Source organism: Halalkalibacterium halodurans, from assembly GCF_004376175.1.
Lineage (GTDB): Bacteria > Bacillota > Bacilli > Bacillales > Bacillaceae_D > Halalkalibacterium > Halalkalibacterium halodurans.
Map to the genome: position 1 here is coordinate 36330 of NZ_SNUY01000008.1, position 18981 is coordinate 55310.

The window sequence follows — 18981 nt, forward strand, 5'->3', positions numbered from 1 at the left end:
GAACAAAATGTGGAAAAGGTTTCAAAAAAACATCATCGCAGGGGTTATCTTCCTTCTACCTGCCATTGCAACAATTTACGTGATCGTGTTTTTATTTGGATTGATTGATTCTTTCCTAGGATCATTCATAACCGATGTGCTTCGTGGGTTAAATATTATCACGGTAGAAGAAGGTCGAATCTATTTTTTGGGTGTCTATACTCCATTTTCTGAACGGCTGTTGGGCATCGGATTTATTTTAACGATTATGCTAATTGCGTGGATCGGTTCAATGCGGCTACGTGGACAAGGACATCGAACCTTTAGTCGGATTGATCAAGCGTTTCGAAAAATTCCAATCGCAAACTCGATCTATACTTCAGTAGAGCAAATCATTCATGCGTTTGCACAGGAACGGACATCGTTTCAAAATGTAGTGCTTGTTGAATATCCGCGAAAAGGTCTGTATACCGTAGGCTTTCAAACAGGAGAATCAAAAGGCGAAGTGCAACGAGTAACGTCAAAAGATTGCATCAATGTGTTTTTACCGACGACCCCTAATCCAACTTCTGGATGGCTTGTCCTCATTCCGAAAGAGGATGTCATTCATTTAAACATGACGGTCGAGCAAGGATTAAAGTTTATTATCTCTGGTGGTGTGGTTGTGCCGCCAGATCCCGAGGAAATGTTGGAACGAGAGCATCTCGAAACGTATTATGATGAAAAGAAAATGATGGTTCGGGTGCGATCAAAAAGAGGAGATGAATCATAATGGATCGACAAATGTTAATTAAAGAAGCCATTCAAGCGAGAGAAGGAGCGTATGTTCCTTATTCCCGCTTTCAAGTAGGAGCAGCCCTACTCATGAAGGACGGCTCCGTTATTCGCGGGGCAAACATCGAAAATGCATCCTATGGTTTGACGAACTGTGCTGAACGAACAGCGCTGTTTAAAGCTTACTCTGAAGGACGTCGAGATGTGGTGGCAATTGCAGTTGTTGCCGATACGAAACGACCCGTTCCTCCTTGTGGAGCCTGTCGTCAAGTCATGGCTGAGCTATGTCCTGCTGATACAAAAGTTTACTTAGGAAATTTACAAGGGGACATTCAAGAAATAACGGTTTCTGAACTATTGCCAGGAGCCTTTACTGCGGAGGATATGAATGATTAATCAGAAAGAAGGATTCAAATCAGGCTTTGTTTCCATCATCGGCCGCCCAAATGTTGGAAAGTCTACACTGTTAAATCATGTAATCGGTCAAAAAATTGCGATCATGTCAGACAAGCCGCAAACGACCCGCAATAAAATCCAGGGCGTTTATACGTCAGAAGACTCGCAAATTGTGTTTATTGATACACCAGGGATTCATAAACCAAAGCATAAATTGGGCGATTTTATGATGAAGGTTGCACAAAACACGCTTAAAGAAGTGGATCTTATTTTGTACGTGGTTGATGGGGCAGAGGCATTCGGTCCAGGTGAGGAATTTATCATTGAACGGTTAAAAGAAGCGAAAACCCCAGTCATTCTTGTGATCAATAAAATTGATAAAGTTCATCCAGATGATTTGCTGAGCTTAATTGAAACCTATCGTCATAAGCATGAATTTGAAGAGGTCGTGCCGGTCTCGGCATTACAAGGAAATAATGTGCCAACTTTACTGTCAGAAATCACTAAGCATTTAAGTGAAGGACCGCAATATTATCCGAGTGATCAAGTAACAGATCATCCGGAACGCTTCGTCATTGCTGAGTTAATTCGTGAGAAAGTGCTTCACCTTACACGAGAAGAGATTCCCCATTCCATCGCTGTTGTCATTGAACAAATCAAACGGCGACAGCATCAAGATACGGTCTATATCGGGGCAACGATCGTTGTGGAACGTTCTTCTCAAAAAGGAATCATTATTGGAAAACAAGGAAAGATGCTGAAGGAAGTCGGACAGCAAGCACGTGCGGATATTGAGGCATTACTCGGATCCAAAGTATTTCTCGAACTATGGGTAAAAGTGCAAAAAGATTGGCGTAATAAACCGCAGCATCTTCGTGACTACGGCTTTCGCGAAGACGAATATTAATGTAAGATTGCAACGTGCAAGAAAATGTCACACACTCTTTACAATGGCTGGGGGAACAGCCATTGTTTTTTTTGCTAGAAACGTTTAAGATATAGAATAAGAAGAAATATATGACAAAACAAAAAAGTCAAGGCGATTCAACTAGTAAATATTCCATCTTATCTTTTTGTTAAAGCGGGTCAATCTATGCTTAGAACGTTTAAGTCTTTCTATAGGAAGGTGGAATCTGAAGTGCTCGATTTATCTTGGAAAGTATTTGAGAAGACTGGTAATGTGGATACGTATCTTTTGATCAAGGAAATAGAGCGTGCATCAGATCAGCAAAGTCAAATGGAAGACCTTGAACTTGTAATAGAGGAACAAGATAGTCCTACTCATTAACGTTGTTAGTTGATCGTGTTAAAGTGGTGAAGAACATGTTTCACAAAGCAGAAGGCATCGTCATTCGCACGGTGGATTATGGTGAATCCAACAAAATTGTCACCGTGTTTACGAGAGAATATGGAAAAATTGCTTTAATGGCTCGAGGGGCCAAACGTCCGAAAAGCCGGCTAACCGCAGTCACTCAATTATTTACGTATGGCATGATGATGTTTCAAAAAAATGCAGGACTTGGAACATTAACGCAAGGTGAAATTATACAATCTTTTCGGGAGGTTCGAAATGATCTGTTTCGAGCCTCCTACGTCTCTTATGTTACGGATCTAACAAACAAATTAACCGAAGATGAAAAGAGAAACCCTTACTTATTTGAGTTGTTGTTTCAGACGATTCATTATATGAACGAAGGGATGGATCCAGACGTATTAACGCGAATTTTTGAAGTGAAAATGTTCACAGTCGCTGGCATAAAGCCAGGGCTGGATCAATGTGTGTCCTGTGGATCGACGGATGTTCCAGTAGGTTTCTCCATAAAAGAAGCGGGCTTTTTGTGTAAACGATGTATTGAGAAAGACCCACATGCGTATAAAATTACAGCTCAAGTAGCCAAGCTACTACGTTTGTTTTATCATTTCGATTTGCAGCGGCTTGGAACCATCTCGTTGAAGCCGGAAACGAAGGCGACTCTCAAAACCATCATCCATCAATATTACGATGAATATTCAGGCTTACACTTAAAATCGAGACGATTTTTAGACCAGTTGGAATCAATGGGATTTCACGACCAATCTACGGATTGACAGAACAGAAAAAGTTAAGTATGATTCAAAGTACCAAAATGTTATATTTCAATGCTATGACGGAGAACAGTACTTGATTCCTTTTACATAAAAGCGAACCTAGGATGGTGAGAGCTAGGGATGTAAACATCAAGGAAGGCACTCTTGAGCATGAACGATGAAAAGAAAGTGGCCTATGGTGTCATCATAGGCAAATAGGGTGGAACCGCGGGTTAACTCTCGTCCCTATGCCGTCCGTTCGGCATAGAGGCGGGAGTTTTTTGTACTTTAAGTGAAACTTTTGTTCAGGAGGAAAGAAAGGCAACGGCTTTCACTAAAGGTTTGACGCGCCGATTTCGAACGGTGGTCTATATGAAAAGGAGGAGCTTGAACAGATGAATGTGCAGACAATGATTTTAACGCTGCAAGAGTACTGGTCAAAACAAAACTGTATTTTGTTGCAGGCGTATGATACGGAAAAAGGGGCAGGTACGATGAGTCCATACACGATGCTCAGAACGATTGGACCCGAGCCTTGGAACGTCGCCTATGTGGAACCATCCCGTCGTCCAGCAGACGGACGGTATGGTGAAAACCCGAACCGATTGTATCAACACCATCAATTTCAAGTGATCATGAAGCCATCGCCAACGAATATTCAGGAGCTTTATCTTGACAGTTTGCGGGCACTTGGAATTAATCCACTTGAGCATGATATCCGCTTTGTAGAAGACAACTGGGAGAATCCATCCCTCGGATGTGCTGGTCTCGGCTGGGAAGTGTGGCTTGACGGTATGGAAATTACTCAATTTACGTATTTTCAACAAGTGGGAGGTCTTGAGGCGAATCCTGTTTCGGCTGAAATTACGTACGGTTTGGAGAGGTTAGCTTCCTATATTCAAGACAAGGAAAACGTTTTTGACCTTGAGTGGGTAGAAGGTTTCACGTATGGCGATATTTTTACACAGCCAGAGTACGAGCACTCTAAATATACGTTTGAGGTATCAGATTCCGCGATGCTGTTTGAGCTGTTTAGTACGTATGAGAAAGAAGCGGATCGTGCCCTTGAGGAGAATCTCGTATTTCCGGCATACGACTACGTCTTAAAATGCTCGCATACCTTCAATCTTCTTGATGCCCGTGGTGCAATTTCTGTTACCGAACGGACAGGCTACATCGGGCGTGTGCGAAATTTAGCGCGTAAGTGTGCAAAGAAATATTACGAAGAACGAGAAAAGCTAGGATTTCCTATGCTGAAAAACAAGGAGGCCGATCATGAGCAAGCGTGATTTTCTGTTAGAAATCGGACTGGAAGAATTACCTGCTCGCTTTGTTTCAGATGGAGAGAAGCAACTAGCGGATAAAGTGGAGTCGTTTTTAAAGGAGCAGCGGATTTCATTTGAACAAATATCCTCATTTTCCACGCCCCGCAGGTTAGCGGTTCTTGTTATTGGTTTGGCTGAGAAACAAGCAGATGTAGAAGAAGAAAGCCGTGGACCAGCCAAAAAAATCGCCTTGGACGAAAGTGGAAACTGGACAAAAGCCGCTCAAGGATTTGCTCGAGGCCAAGGAGTCTCTGTTGATGATTTATATATACAAGAAGTGAAAGGGACGGAATATATTTTTGCGAAAAAATTTGTCGCTGGTCAAGAGACTGCTTCTCTGCTTCCAGAACTAAAGGAGCTTATTACAAGCTTACACTTTCCTAAAAATATGCGCTGGCATACATACAGCTTGCGATATGCCCGTCCAATTCAATGGCTTGTTGCATTATACGGACAGGAAGTTATTCCTTTTGAAATAACGGGTGTAGCTGCTGGTCTAGAGACCGCTGGGCATCGATTTTTAGGAGAAAATGTCACGATCGATGAGCCAACTTTATATAAGGAAAAGCTCCTACAGCAATACGTTATGGCTGATAGTGAGGAGCGAAAAAAAGCGATTCGTCATCAAATTCAATCGATAATGGAAGAAAAGGATTGGGTAATTCCAATTGATGAGGATTTACTCGATGAGGTAACGAACCTAGTGGAGTACCCAACCGCCTTATTTGGGCGCTTTGACGAGGCATTTTTATCTTTACCAAACGAAGTACTCATTACATCGATGCGTGAACACCAACGCTACTTTCCGGTGAAAAATCAAGCCGGTGAACTGCTTCCATATTTTGTGACGATACGAAACGGGGATCACCGACACCTTGAAAATGTCGTAAAAGGAAACGAAAAAGTGCTACGGGCTCGCCTATCAGATGCAGCATTTTTCTATGGAGAAGACCAAAAATTAAACATCGACGAAGCAAACAAGCGACTCGATCAAATCGTCTATCATGAAGAGTTAGGCTCGATAGGTGATAAAGTAAAACGGGTTAAGGTGCTTGCCGCTTCGATTGCGGAGAAGCTGGGTGTAACGAGTCAAACTTTACAAGCGATCAACCGAGTAGCAGAAATTTGCAAGTTTGACCTTGTGACACAAATGGTCGGTGAATTCCCTGAATTACAAGGACGAATGGGCGAAGTCTATGCAGAGATTGCCGGTGAACCACCAGAAGTAGCAAAAGGGATCGTTGAGCATTATTTGCCGCGATTTGCAGGAGATCAATCACCGAGCAGTGTCCAGGGAACGGTGGTAAGCTTAGCGGATAAGCTCGATACGATTGCAGCATGTTTCGGAATTGGTTTAATTCCTACTGGCTCTCAAGATCCTTATGCTTTACGGCGCCAAGCAGCTGGTGTTGTTCAAATTTTACTAGATCATGAGTTGGATTTAGATGTGGATGAGCTTTTGCTTGAGACAGTTGAGCAGTTACAGGAAAAAGAGCTGTTAACTGTACCTGAAAGCGAAGTTGTGAAGCAATTACGTGAATTTTTTGCCCTGCGTGTGAAAACAAAATTACAAGACGAGGGAGTTCGGTACGACTTAACAGATGCTGTACTAGCCTCAGGAATTTCCAATGTTCCAGTTGTTTTCAAGAAAGCGAAGCTATTGGTCAGTAAAGTAAATACGCCTGAGTTTAAAGAGCTTGTGGAAGGCCTTAGCCGTGTCACGAACATCGCAGGTAAAGCAGAAAAAAATGTGGCTATCAATCCGGACCTGTTTGAAAAAGAAGAGGAGCGGGTATTGTATGAGGCCTATGTGCAAACAAAAGATCTTGTCCAAGGGGCTTTAGCAAGTGGGGATGTCTCTGCAGCTTATGCTGCGCTTGAACAGACGATTGAGCCGATTCACCAATACTTTGAGCACGTGATGGTGATGGTTGATGAGCAGGTAATAAAGGAAAATCGGTTAGCCTTAATGCATGCTTTTGCCGGTGTGATTGGCTCTTACGCTAACTTTCAAGAAATAGTGTTTAAATAAGCTTTTTTCGATGCCAACCGATGATAAATCGTATATAATAATAAAGTTAATGTATAACACATTTAGAACTGTTCTGGTCAAAGTGTGTGATGAAGGCGGTGAGACCAATCGAATTAACGAATCGTCAAGAACACATCTTAGCTATCGTAAAAGAAAATGGCCCCATTACGGGAGAACAAATTGCCGAACGTCTATCGTTAACAAGGGCGACGCTTCGCCCTGACTTGGCGATCTTGACAATGGCCGGTTTCCTTGATGCTCGCCCGAGAGTCGGTTACTTCTATACTGGGAAAACAGGCTCACAGTTGTTAACAGACAAAGTGAGAAACATTCAGGTGCAGGACTATCAATCAAGACCTGTCGTTGTCCAAGACTCATCATCCGTTTATGATGCGATCTGCACCATGTTTCTTGAAGATGTGGGGACGCTCTTTGTCGTGGACAAGCATTCAACACTTGTCGGCGTACTCTCCCGAAAAGATTTGCTCAGAGCAAGTCTAGGAAAGCAATCACTTGAGACCATTCCAGTAAGTATCATTATGACGCGAATGCCGAACATAACCATTTGCAAAAAAGACGATTTTATCATTGAAGTGGCTAAGAAGCTTATTGATAAACAAATTGACGGGATTCCGGTCGTACGGGAAGTCGAACGGGGGTCAGGTTTTGAAGTGGTCGGTCGAGTAACAAAAACGAACATCACCTCCCTTCTCGTTGATTTGTCAAACGATGAAATCATATAGCCCTGGGAGACAAGGAGGTCGTGATGGAACTAGGTAAACAGCGCCCTGTAGTCTATGTTGTATCAGACTCGGTAGGCGAAACAGCAGAGTTAGTTGTAAAAGCGGCTGCTAGTCAATTTAGCGGTGCAGGTATTGAAGTGCGGCGAATTCCATATGTAGAGGATAAGGAGACGGTCGATGAAGTTATCCAGCTTGCCAAACAAGCGGATGCCATCATTGCCTTTACATTAGTAGTCCCTGGTATTCGGACGTATCTGCTTGAGAAAGCGACGGAAGCAAAGGTCGAGACAGTGGATATTATCGGACCTATGCTTGAGAAAATTAGCAGCCTGACGAAGGAAGAGCCAAGATATGAACCAGGGATCGTCTACCGATTGGATGAAGATTATTTCCGAAAAGTGGAGGCGATTGAGTTCGCTGTGAAATACGATGACGGACGAGATCCTAGGGGAATTGTCCGCGCTGACCTTGTATTAATTGGCGTTTCGCGCACATCAAAAACCCCGTTGTCCCAATATTTAGCCCACAAGCGTTTGAAAGTGGCGAATGTGCCATTAGTTCCTGAAGTAGAGCCTCCTGAGGAGCTATTTAAGCTTTCGCCGAAAAAAGTCATCGGATTAAAAATTAGTCCAGAGCAACTCAATGGTATTCGAGCGGAACGGTTAAAAACGTTAGGATTAAAATCGCAAGCCAACTATGCGAACATTGATCGGATCAAAGAAGAACTTGCTTACGCAGAAGGAATTATGAAACGAATTGGTTGCCCAGTTATCGATGTGTCGAACAAAGCAGTTGAAGAAACAGCTAATTTGATTTCAAGCATGTTCCAAAAATAACGAAGCAGGTTTTTGTCTCTTTTGAAACGGGAAAGGGGATTGTACCTCTTTCCTTTTTCGAGTGATTTTTTCGATCGCCACACTGGTCATTTTTATAAAAAACAAGTATAATAAAAAATTGTGATTTTACATGTATACAGAGGCTGATATTAAGGAATAAATCGAAGAGAGAACAAATAAATTGGAAATGTCAAGACTTTTATTTTTAATTTTGGAAAAGATAGTGAGGCAACTGTTATATTTTCGACAAACTTCGCCGGTTTTATTTGCTAGCAGGAATCATTCATGCGTTGTAGAATAAGGAATGTATGAAAAATGAGGATTCTACGCAAATCTTTGAAGTTTTTGTCGATGCAGACTCTTGTCCAGTAAAAGACGAAATTGAATTAGTGGCTGAATCGTATAAGGTCAAGGTTACTTTTGTTTCATCGTATGCTCACAATATGACCGTTGGTCCAACTTCGAAGGTGGTGATGGTCGATGCGGAGCGAGAGGCAGTGGACTTATACATTGCTAACCATATTAAAAAGAAAGATGTTTGTGTCACACATGATTATGGGCTCGCCTCCTTACTACTGACAAAAGGGGCAACGGTTATCTCGCCTCGGGGTCAAATGTTTGACCATACGATTATTGACTCGCTTTTAGCCCAGCGTCATCAATCACAAAAGGATCGAAGGGCAGGAAAGAAAACAAAAGGACCACGAGCGTACTTGAAGGGGGATCGAGAAAGGTTTATTCAGCAGTTTGAGAAGATTTTATCGAATCGAGCAGGAATTTAGCAAAAAAACTCGAATGATAACACTCGTTAGGAACAAGTTAGGCTTGGTGATGACTGATGAATCAACGAATTCCCCAAGAAACCATAGAGGAAATTAGGCGGAGTGTAGACATTCTTGATGTCATAGGCGAATATGTACAACTTAAGAAACAGGGGCGAAATTATATCGGACTTTGCCCGTTTCATGGGGAAAATACACCGTCTTTCTCCGTTTCTCCAGATAAGCAGCTGTACCACTGTTTTGGCTGTGGAGCGGGGGGGAATGCGTTTACTTTTCTCGAACAAATTGAAGGGTTCACGTTCGTAGAGGCGGTAGAAACACTAGCTAAGCGTGCGAATGTTGTATTGCCTGAAAGGGTGTCTCCAAGTGTAAAACAGAATCGTGATGAGGAATTGCTGATTTCGATTCAAGAGTTTGCTGCCAAGTTTTTTCATCATGTGCTCATGCTGACGGAGGAAGGAAAGGCGGGTCGCACGTATTTAGAAAGGCGCGGGTTTACAAAAGAGCAAATTGAACACTTTCAGATCGGGTTTGCTCCCCCGCATTGGGACGCACTAACCAACGTATTAGCAAAGCGTGACGTGGACTTAAAAAAAGCTGGTGAAAGCGGCCTTCTCGTTGAACGGGAATCTGACGGAAAACGATATGATCGCTTTCGTAACCGAGTGATCTTTCCGATTCGAAATGGAAAAGGAAAGATTGTAGCGTTTGGGGGACGAACGCTCGGAGACGACAAACCAAAGTATTTAAATAGTCCTGAGTCGCCAATTTTTCAAAAGGGAAAGTTACTATACGGCTTCTATCAGGCAAGGCCAGCAATAAGGAAAGAAAATGAGGCGGTTCTATTTGAAGGGTACGTAGATGTGATCGCAGCATGGAAGGCCGGAGTAACCAATGGAGTAGCGACACTCGGTACCTCTCTCACGGAAGAGCAAGCGAGGATGATCAGGCGGAATGCAGAAACGGTGATTATTTGTAACGACGGCGATGCTGCTGGTGCAGAGGCCACGTTTCGCTCGGCTGATCTTTTGCAACAGGAAGGCTGCCATGTAAAAGTGGCAATGATCCCAGATGGACTTGACCCCGATGACTATATCCAAAAATATGGCGCTGAACGATTTAAAAAGGATGTAATAGGGGAAAGCTTAACATTAATGAAATTTAAGATGAAGTATTTTCGAATGGGACGCAATTTGCAAAATGAAGGGGAACGAATCCTTTATATCGAAGAGATCATTAAAGAAATTGCGAAGCTTTCGAAAGCTGTGGAACGAGACCACTATCTACGCCAATTGGCCGAAGAATTTTCCCTTTCGCTTGATGCGTTAAAGCAAGAACAGTATCGAATATACCGTGAGATGAAACGCCAGAATCAAGTAAGTCAAGGGAAGACGAACACGGTTCGGCAAAAGAAGCACGACTTCGAGCAAAAGCGTCTTTTACCAGCTTATCAAAACGCTGAACGGATCCTACTCGCACATATGATGCGAAACGTGAGTGTGGCAGAAACCGTTCAGGAACGACTCGGTGGACGGTTTAACGTTGATCATTATCAAGCGATCGTTGCTCATTTATTCGCTTACTATGCAGAAGGGTTCGAGCCAGATCCAAGTACCTTTATTCAGCGCCTTGAAGATCAAGAGCTTATTCGAGTCGCTACGGAACTGGCCATGCTTGAGATTAATGAAGAAATAAACGATCAAGAGTTAAATGACTATATTGAAAAAATTGAGATGTACCCGAAATGGTTAGAGCTTCAACAAATAGAAAGTGCATTAAAGAAGGAAACAGATCCAGTCCTTTATGCAACGCGAAAGCAAGAATTAATCAATATGAAGAAGCAACTTAAGCTGTGAGGGTCGCCTAGTTGTAAAGAATGGAAGGAGGGGATCGAATGGCAGAGAAACCGTTACGCCCATTGGCAGAAGGTGAACTTTCCATCGATCAAGTAAAGGAACAATTGGTGGAGTTAGGGAAAAAGCGTGGCGTTCTCACTTATGCTGAGATCACGGAAAAGCTAGCTCCATACGATCAAGACTCAGACCAAATGGACGAGTTTTTTGAGTATCTAGGTGAACAGGGGGTCGAGATTTTAAACGATAATGAAGAGGTTCCAAGCTTGCAACAAGTAGAGAAGGAAGAAGAGGAGTTTGACTTAAACGACTTGAGTGTACCTCCAGGTGTTAAGATTAACGATCCTGTTCGCATGTATTTGAAGGAAATTGGTCGTGTCCCGCTATTAACGGCCGAAGAAGAAATTGAACTAGCTACGCGAATTGAGCAGGGAGATGAAGAAGCGAAGCGTCGCTTAGCTGAAGCGAACTTACGTCTCGTTGTTAGTATCGCCAAACGTTACGTCGGTCGTGGCATGCTGTTTCTTGACCTTATTCAAGAAGGTAACATGGGACTAATTAAAGCGGTAGAAAAATTTGATTATAACAAGGGCTTTAAGTTCAGTACGTACGCTACATGGTGGATCAGACAAGCAATTACACGCGCAATTGCCGACCAAGCACGGACGATCCGTATCCCGGTCCATATGGTGGAAACGATCAATAAGTTAATACGTGTTCAGCGTCAGCTTCTCCAGGATCTAGGTCGTGAGCCATCACCTGAGGAAGTTGCGGAAGAGATGGATTTAACACCTGAGAAAGTTCGAGAGATTCTTAAAATCGCTCAGGAGCCTGTTTCGCTCGAGACTCCGATAGGCGAAGAGGATGATTCTCACCTAGGAGATTTTATTGAAGATCAAGATGCGTTAGCTCCTTCAGATGCGGCTGCTTATGAGTTATTAAAAGAGCAGCTAGAAGATGTTCTTGACACGTTGACTGATCGTGAAGAAAATGTTCTCCGCCTTCGCTTTGGGCTTGATGATGGGCGCACACGTACGTTAGAAGAAGTAGGGAAGGTCTTTGGCGTCACTCGAGAGCGCATCCGCCAAATTGAGGCGAAAGCGTTACGTAAACTTAGACACCCAAGCCGTAGTAAACGGTTGAAGGACTTCTTAGAATAAATGTGTGGGGACCCCCTCTTTCCTTTTGGGGTTCCTTTTTTACACTTTAAGAAAAGTTAACTTTTGTAAGATATAAGAAAAGCACCAGCTTTCGCTACAGGATTTGGCGACAAGCCTCGTTTTTTCTAGTAAGCGATTGATTCATTAAAAAAGTATAGGGCGTAAGATAAGTCAAGTTTCTCAATTAAAGGCTTGTCCTTCATGGATCATCCAGGAGGGGAAAATGGACGAAAAACGTAAGGAAATCATTATTCGAGAGCTTCAATACTGGAAGCAATCGAAGCTTTTGCCGTCCCATTACTGTGATTATCTCCTATCCCTCTATACAGAAGGAGAATATGATCATAAGGATCAAGGAGCAGGGAAAGCGGTTTGGAAGCAGGTCAGATGGTTCGTTGCCATTATGTTGTTTGTTTTTTCAATTCTTGTCATTTATTTTACTAATTTTTCAAGCTATATGCAAATCGGATTTGCTTCCTTTTCAGTAGCTATTATATGGTTAATTGCTTTTAAATCAAAGGTTTATAACATCATCATGGTACAATTTACCTATTTTTTAGCGGCGATATTACTATTTGTTGTCACAGTAGAGACAATGTATCTCCTTCCCTATACGTCCAAGCTGTGGGTAGGGGCAGTCATTTTTAGTCATTGTCTTATATGGCTTGCATATGGCTGGAGACAGAAGCTTTTCTATTTTCTCATCGCTGGAGGGGCTGGCTTCATCCTTCTCGTTTTTATCATGATTACTTGAAAAAAGATTGACAAATTGCGCAAAAATGAGGGAAGCCCTTTCCTCGCAAGGAGTTTTCCGTTAAAATGAATTAGGACATCTTTGCGTTTTGTCTACATACGATGCGACGTGTGATTGACTGACTTTGAAAAGGAGGACATAGTTCATGAAGGGTAGACCGTTACTTCCATTTGCCATTATCGCAGTTGTGGGCATCCTTCTCATGATTTCCATTTCGATCATTGGCTTGAATCAACGAGCAGCAATGGACGAGGAAGGCGAAGGGGCAGATACAGAAGAAGTTGTAGAATTTGATGATCCAGTTGAAGCTGGGGAGCAGATTGTGAATCAGTCATGTATTGGCTGTCACGGTGGTGACCTAAGCGGTGGATCCGGTCCGGCGCTGACAGGTCTAGAAGGAAAGTATAGTGCAGAAGAAATCGCCGATATTGTTCAAAACGGTAAAGGTGCGATGCCAGCCATGCCGCACGATGATGCAGAGGCAGACGCAATCGCTCAATATTTACTTTCCATTGAGTAAAAAATGAAGCGGGGGAGCTATTTCCCTCGCTTTTCTACATAAAGAAAAGGTGAACAATGTATGAATGTTGAACAACTATCTGAACGATTAACACGAGTTGCTTCCTTTGTTCCAGTAGGTGCGAGACTCGCTGACATTGGATCGGACCATGCTTATTTGCCGTGTTATCTTTGTTTAAAAGGAGTAGTCGAGTTTGCGATTGCAGGTGAGGTAAATGAAGGGCCTTATCAATCTGCTGTGGAGCAAGTGCAAAAGGTGAACTTGGGACATGTAATATCTGTACGTAAAGGTGATGGCTTAGCCGTTATTCGTGCAGACGATCAAATTGATACGGTTACGATTGCTGGCATGGGAGGAACGCTCATTTCTACCATTTTAGAAGAGGGGAAGAGAAACCTTCAAACGGTTCGCCGGTTAATCTTACAGCCAAATGTCCATGCGAAAGCGATTCGGCAGTGGTTATCAGACAACGGCTGGAGGTTGCAGGCAGAAGCGATTTTAGAAGAAGATGAAAAAATTTACGAATTGTTGATCGCGGAAAGAGGCTCGGATGAAGATCTATATGTGAGTAAAGAGTTAGACTTGCTCGTAGGTCCTTATTTACGAAAAGAGCGAAATGCAGCGTTTCAGAAAAAATGGACGGCGGAATTAACAAGTTGGAAGCGTGTTTTGTCGCAATTGAATAAGGCAAAACCTTCCGAGGAATTGGAAGCGAAAAAGATCGAGCTCCAGAAAAACATTTCACTCATCGAGGAGGTTTTACGATGAAAATAGCCAATGGACAAACGGTGATTCAGCTATTTGAACGTTGGTCCCCTAAATCCCTTGCGGTGGAAGGGGATAAAAATGGCGTTCTAATCGGAACGCTCAATAAACCGATTCAACGTGTGTTAACAGCGTTGGATGTGACGGAATCTGTTATTGATGAGGCCATTGAACTAGGGGCAGAGCTCATTTTAGCTCACCATCCAATCATTTTTCGTCCGTTATCCTCGATCCGCACGGATACAGCATATGGGCGTATCATTGAGAAGGCAATTAAGCATGATCTGACTATCTATGCCGCACATACGAATTTAGATATTACGAAAGGCGGAGTCAATGATTTAATGGCCGATGCGCTTGGGCTAAAAGACATAGAGGTGTTGGCTCCAACTACTACAGAGTCCCTTTATAAACTAGTGGTGTTTGTCCCACACACACATACGGATCAAGTTCGCGAGGCTCTTGGACGTGCGGGAGCTGGACATATCGGAAATTATAGTTACTGCACATTTAATTCAAAAGGAACAGGAACTTTCAAACCAGAGGAAGGGACGAACCCGTTTATCGGAAAACAAGGTGCTTTAGAGTTTGTAGAGGAGCTCAAAATAGAAACGATCGTCACAGAAGGGCAAAAGAACAAAGTTGTGGCAGCGATGATCAAATCTCATCCGTATGAAGAGCCTGCCTATGACCTTTATCCTCTTGCGAACGAAGGGGAAACGCTCGGCTTAGGGCGAATTGGTTATTTACACGAGAGCATGACACTAGAGGAGTTTGCAAAGCAAGTAAAGAAAGCCTTTGATGTACCAACAGCAAGGGTCGTCGGTTCTTTAGAGACGCAAATTCGAAAAGTGGCCGTTCTTGGCGGTGACGGGAATAAATATATGGCTCATGCATTGCGGAAAGGAGCCGATGTCATCGTTACTGGAGATGTATACTATCACGTAGCTCATGACGCGTTAATGGACGGTTTAAACATCGTCGATCCGGGGCACAATGTAGAAAAAATTATGAAGCAGGGTGTAAAGGAAAAGCTAGAAAAGCTTCTTAAGGATAAGAAATATGATACAGAAGTCGTTGCTTCTTCGGTTCATACAGATCCATTTACGTTTATTTAAAGGTAGGTGCTCATCGAGTAGATGGGCGCTTTTTTTGGGCTCTACAATAAATGTTGGGGTTTTTGCACAAAAGAGGGCAAAAAAAATGCACGCAGGCTCCTTTATCCATTATCCTTGAATTGCCGAGAAACAAAGAAAGGATAGGAGCTGCGTGTACGATGAATTTTACCATGGATTTGCCCGGATTAAAAGGTGTGAAGGTCACAAAGATGGGGGAACGAGAGGGCTTTATCGCGCTCCATGTAGAAATGCCGCGAACGCCTCATCGTTGCCCATCCTGCGGGGAGAGAATCCTTGATTATCGAATCCAAAAAGTTCAACATCTCAAGCTCTTTGAACGGTGGGTGTATCGATTCTATCGAAAGCGCCGGTACGCGTGCAGATGCGGGAAGCGGTTTGCGGAGAAAGTCAGACAGTGGAATGGAATCAAGCGTTTCGTTTGCGGCTCATTCAAGGGAAGAACTTTGCGAATACAGCGAACCTATACCGAACATCCGTGACAACCGCAGTGCAGCGTTTTTATTTCTTAATTACTAATGGAGGCGGCCTCCCTAACCTTTAAGAGCTTATTGGAGCAATTGGAGAACTTACCTCGTAACGATGAATAGCAAAAAAACTGTGTCCCTTAATTGGGCACAGTTTTTTCGGCTACTTTTTAATTTTCACTTTCGGTAAAATTTTCTGGAGGGTCACCTTACGTTCAGGAGTCCACGTTTCCGGTTTGGAAGGATCATACTTTTCAATAAAAGCAATGACTTCCTTCGTAATCGGCGTTGGCGTAGAAGCCCCGGCAGTGACGCCGACCGTCTCCACACCGTCAAACCATTCCTGTTGGAGCTCGGTTACATCCCCAATTCGATAGGCTTTTGTTCCAGCAATCTGCTCTGAAACTTGGGCCAATCGGTTCGAGTTGTTGCTCTTTGGATCACCGACTACGATGACTAAGTCACACTCTCTTGCCTGCTCAGCTACGGCTTCTTGCCGAACTTGAGTCGCTAGGCAAATTTCGTTATGGACTTCCGCCTGTGGGTATTTTTCCATCGCTTTTTTCATAATTTCCGAAACGTCCCACTGGCTCATCGTTGTTTGGTTCGTGATAATGATCTTGTCAGCGGAAATGTCAAGGCTCTCAACGTCCTCAACATTTTCGACGAGGTGGACAAATTCAGGGGCCACCCCTATAGCACCTTCTGGCTCAGGGTGTCCTTTTTTCCCAACGTAGATAAATTTGTATCCTTCTTGCGATTTTTCACGGATTAAATCGTGAGTTCTCGTAACGTCAGGACACGTAGCATCAACGACAGTCAATCCTTTTTCCTTCGCAAGCTTTCGAACTTGCGGTGAGACACCGTGTGCGGTGAAAATAACCGTCCCCTTATCCACTTGCTTTAAAATGTCAAGTCGATTAGGGCCATCTAATGAAATAATCCCTTCTTCTTCAAAGGCATCGGTCACATGTTTATTGTGGACGATCATACCTAAGATGTAGATCGGTCGTGGCAAGTCCAAGTTTTGTGCAGCTTGTCTTGCTAATACCATCGCATCGACTACACCGTAGCAGTAGCCGCGCGGAGAAATTTTTACAACGTTCATAAAGGCCTCCTTGAAAAGTCGAGTACTCGCTTTTCTAACTTTCTGGCGTTCAGCCCATATTATAAAGGAGAATCCGAACGTTGACAATCTTTACGTTTCAGAAGGTGAGGGGAGGTGCTCGTCAATGAATGCATATGCCTGTTCTTCGCTAATATTTTTGACAACGATTAATTCACTGGCAATAAACTGTTTCGCTTTTTGGAGAAAGTTGCGGTCTTGGATGTGAAGGCCATTGGTTCGCTCTGCTTGTTTTTTTGCTAAGCCTGATATGAGGTGTGCTGCATCAATAATCGATCCGCTTTTAAGTAGATTTTCGGTATCCTTTGAAAATTGGTTCGTAGATAACGGAGTTTCTGGACCTTTTTGCAGGGCGTCGATCAAATGATCCACATCGCTTTGATCGATCACTTTTCGTAATCCTGATTGTTGGATGCGGTGTTTAGGAAGCATGACCTTGATGTCCGTTAGCGGGAAGTGCAGGACGAAATAAGAATGAGTTTCACCAAGGATTTCTTTTTCCTCAATGTCTTGAACGACTCCGGCACCGTGAAAAGGATAAACGACATGATCGCCAATCTTAAACATGGGCATTCCTCCAAAAAGTTGATACCCTTAGTGTACCTTAAATAACACAAAATATAAATTCTATAAGAGCTTGTTCAAAAAGCCATAAAATCCGAAAAAAAATAAAAATGCACCTTAGCGAAAAATGGTAAAATGGAAGTAACGAATCAACCAAAAATACCAATTTGCGAGGTGCATTTTCATGGATATGCAGCTAGAACTGCTTCCTTACCACTACTATAACACACTCGGTTTCGATGTGGAATTGATAGATTATATTGATCATGTTGATGATTCTATTGTCTTGGAAAAAATGAAACCATTATATAAAGGCGGTGGTCGCCCGCCTATTGATGCTAGGACGTATTTTCGTATGCATTATTTGTACTTTACACGGCCTGAGATCACGTCTTTTAGAGAGCTCTGCAGACAGCTGAAGGACCCTAAGAATCAGGCATGGCGCAACTTCATCGGCACTCCAAACATAAAGGATGTTCCTGTTCATTCGAGCTTGACTCATTTTCGTCATACTCTGACACCCGAGCACTTTTATAAAATCTTATTCGATTTCATTGGTCAGGCCCTGAAACTGGATGGTTTTTTAGAACCAACTCTTGCGGGAATTGATTCTAGACCCGTCTTTGCTCACGTGAATGGCTATAAAAAGAAACGTTGTGCTTGTGAAGATAAAGAGACATGTGAATGCGACAAAACGTATTCGGATCCCGATGCCAAAGTAGGCGTTCAGCGGAATAAAGCCAATCAGAATAAATTTTTTATTGGCTATCGAAAACATTCGATTGTTTGCCCCGCACCCTCGGGTCCTGTTGTTCTCTTGTCTATTATTCTTCCACCAGATACTCACGATGTCGATGTTCTTCTTCCGTTGGTTGAAAAACTAAAAGAAATCGGTGATTTGAAGGTAGAGTATCTTGTGGCAGATTTAGGCTATTTCAGTGCCGAACACCAGATAGAATCTTTACATAAACATGATGTGGCCGTCGTAACAGATTTCAAAAAGAATACGGTCATCCCTGAAACTTGTTCATCAGAAGGAAAGCCTGAATGTGAAGCTGGCCATGAACTCCTATGGGATGGATTTGAGAAGGAAACCTATACGTCTTGGTTTCATGGTGACGAAACCAAATGTATGTCCTGTCCATTACAGGCTACTTGTAATAAGCAATTCGGTTTCACCTTTGAAGAAAACCCATTCTTCTATGGTCCAGTTCCACAAGGGTCAGAGCTTCAAGAACGGATGTTAAACTTTCGTAAGCAAGTGGAGCTATCTTTTGCACATGAATCGAATCAGCTCGATTCTGTGATGCGACATAAAAAGGTGCCAGTAAAGACCACCAAGAGAGTCCAATCTTTCTTCATCATGAGAGATTTGTTTCGACTCATTCAACGGATGATCAAACACATACGAGATACGGTCTTACCTGGAAATCATGTTGAAGCTATAAGGAAATTACAGGAAATCCAAGTGGAACAGCTTTCCTTGCCGATAGCTAGCTAATTTAACCCCAATCAAACCTTTTTCAAAAAATTGTCTATGGTCCAAGGGAGAAGTCTACCCTTTTTTAGGTGCGATTTTGAGTGGGGCGAAGGTACATTTTTTTGTCTGAAATTATTTTACTTTCATTACCATTAATGGAAGTGTAGTCAACTGATTTTCTATTTATGATTTGATTAAAAAGGTGCTTTTTGAACAAGCTCT

The 18981-nt window shown here is 42.9% G+C and carries 19 protein-coding genes, 1 pseudogene and 1 other annotated feature; of the genes and pseudogenes, 18 read left to right on the forward strand and 2 right to left on the reverse strand.

The window, feature by feature from the left end:
- Positions 1 to 7: 7 nt before the first annotated feature.
- The 17 genes and pseudogenes from E2L07_RS04165 to E2L07_RS04245 form a co-directional block, all read left to right on the forward strand.
- Positions 8 to 751, forward strand: coding sequence for a DUF502 domain-containing protein (locus tag E2L07_RS04165; RefSeq protein WP_041820434.1), 744 nt, complete (start codon positions 8 to 10; stop codon positions 749 to 751).
- Positions 751 to 1149 (forward strand): cytidine deaminase, encoded by a 399-nt coding sequence (locus E2L07_RS04170; protein WP_010897531.1) that lies wholly within the window; start codon positions 751 to 753, stop codon positions 1147 to 1149. The genes E2L07_RS04165 and E2L07_RS04170 overlap by 1 nt, the downstream gene beginning before the upstream one ends.
- On the forward strand, positions 1142 to 2056 hold the full coding sequence (gene era / locus E2L07_RS04175) for a GTPase Era (RefSeq protein WP_053431522.1): 915 nt from the start codon (positions 1142 to 1144) through the stop codon (positions 2054 to 2056). Before E2L07_RS04170 ends, era begins: the two co-directional genes overlap by 8 nt.
- 231 nt (positions 2057 to 2287) lie before the next feature.
- The gene (locus E2L07_RS04180; RefSeq protein WP_010897533.1) at positions 2288 to 2437 is read left to right on the forward strand and encodes a YqzL family protein; all 150 of its coding nucleotides are present in this window, start codon (positions 2288 to 2290) and stop codon (positions 2435 to 2437) included.
- A 35-nt stretch (positions 2438 to 2472) separates the two neighbouring features.
- Entirely contained in the window at positions 2473 to 3237 is a 765-nt protein-coding gene (recO, locus tag E2L07_RS04185; RefSeq protein ID WP_134228925.1) for a DNA repair protein RecO, read from the forward strand.
- Positions 3238 to 3284: 47 nt separating this feature from the next.
- Positions 3285 to 3467 (forward strand) — a binding site (T-box leader).
- Positions 3468 to 3611: 144 nt separating this feature from the next.
- Complete coding sequence (glyQ, locus tag E2L07_RS04190) at positions 3612 to 4505, forward strand: glycine--tRNA ligase subunit alpha (RefSeq protein WP_010897535.1); 894 nt, start codon at positions 3612 to 3614, stop codon at positions 4503 to 4505.
- Positions 4492 to 6573 carry a glycine--tRNA ligase subunit beta gene (gene glyS / locus E2L07_RS04195; RefSeq protein WP_053431520.1) on the forward strand — a complete coding sequence of 694 codons (2082 nt, stop codon included), beginning with the start codon at positions 4492 to 4494 and terminating at the stop codon, positions 6571 to 6573. Before glyQ ends, glyS begins: the two co-directional genes overlap by 14 nt.
- A gap of 89 nt (positions 6574 to 6662) precedes the next feature.
- Positions 6663 to 7316, forward strand: coding sequence for a transcriptional regulator CcpN (ccpN, locus tag E2L07_RS04200; RefSeq protein ID WP_050768964.1), 654 nt, complete (start codon positions 6663 to 6665; stop codon positions 7314 to 7316).
- Between the two features lie 23 nt (positions 7317 to 7339).
- Positions 7340 to 8152, forward strand: a complete 813-nt coding sequence (locus tag E2L07_RS04205; protein ID WP_010897538.1) for a pyruvate, water dikinase regulatory protein — start codon at positions 7340 to 7342, stop codon at positions 8150 to 8152.
- Between the two features lie 308 nt (positions 8153 to 8460).
- The gene (locus E2L07_RS04210) at positions 8461 to 8934 is read left to right on the forward strand and encodes a YaiI/YqxD family protein (RefSeq protein WP_010897539.1); all 474 of its coding nucleotides are present in this window, start codon (positions 8461 to 8463) and stop codon (positions 8932 to 8934) included.
- A 56-nt stretch (positions 8935 to 8990) separates the two neighbouring features.
- Positions 8991 to 10790: a DNA primase gene (dnaG, locus tag E2L07_RS04215; RefSeq protein ID WP_134228926.1), complete on the forward strand. Its 1800-nt coding sequence runs from the start codon at positions 8991 to 8993 to the stop codon at positions 10788 to 10790.
- Between the two features lie 38 nt (positions 10791 to 10828).
- Complete coding sequence (gene rpoD, locus E2L07_RS04220) at positions 10829 to 11947, forward strand: RNA polymerase sigma factor RpoD (protein WP_010897541.1); 1119 nt, start codon at positions 10829 to 10831, stop codon at positions 11945 to 11947.
- 223 nt (positions 11948 to 12170) lie between these two features.
- On the forward strand, positions 12171 to 12701 hold the full coding sequence (locus E2L07_RS04225) for a hypothetical protein (protein ID WP_010897542.1): 531 nt from the start codon (positions 12171 to 12173) through the stop codon (positions 12699 to 12701).
- A 145-nt stretch (positions 12702 to 12846) separates the two neighbouring features.
- Positions 12847 to 13221: a cytochrome c550 gene (cccA, locus tag E2L07_RS04230; protein WP_134228927.1), complete on the forward strand. Its 375-nt coding sequence runs from the start codon at positions 12847 to 12849 to the stop codon at positions 13219 to 13221.
- A gap of 60 nt (positions 13222 to 13281) precedes the next feature.
- Complete coding sequence (locus tag E2L07_RS04235) at positions 13282 to 13989, forward strand: tRNA (adenine(22)-N(1))-methyltransferase (protein WP_134228928.1); 708 nt, start codon at positions 13282 to 13284, stop codon at positions 13987 to 13989.
- Entirely contained in the window at positions 13986 to 15104 is a 1119-nt protein-coding gene (locus tag E2L07_RS04240; RefSeq protein ID WP_134228929.1) for a Nif3-like dinuclear metal center hexameric protein, read from the forward strand. Before E2L07_RS04235 ends, E2L07_RS04240 begins: the two co-directional genes overlap by 4 nt.
- 158 nt (positions 15105 to 15262) lie before the next feature.
- Positions 15263 to 15624 (forward strand): annotated as a pseudogene (locus tag E2L07_RS04245) (transposase family protein); the annotation flags it as partial.
- Positions 15625 to 15752: 128 nt separating this feature from the next.
- Here E2L07_RS04245 and E2L07_RS04250 read toward each other — a convergent pair.
- A complete protein-coding gene (locus E2L07_RS04250; RefSeq protein WP_010897547.1) occupies positions 15753 to 16697 on the reverse strand; it encodes a 4-hydroxy-3-methylbut-2-enyl diphosphate reductase in 945 nt (314 codons plus the stop codon).
- Between the two features lie 90 nt (positions 16698 to 16787).
- Positions 16788 to 17282: a CarD family transcriptional regulator gene (locus tag E2L07_RS04255; RefSeq protein ID WP_010897548.1), complete on the reverse strand. Its 495-nt coding sequence runs from the start codon at positions 17280 to 17282 to the stop codon at positions 16788 to 16790.
- A gap of 181 nt (positions 17283 to 17463) precedes the next feature.
- Between E2L07_RS04255 and E2L07_RS04260 the strand changes: the two genes are divergently transcribed.
- Positions 17464 to 18780, forward strand: coding sequence for a transposase (locus E2L07_RS04260; RefSeq protein WP_134228930.1), 1317 nt, complete (start codon positions 17464 to 17466; stop codon positions 18778 to 18780).
- Positions 18781 to 18981 lie beyond the last annotated feature (201 nt).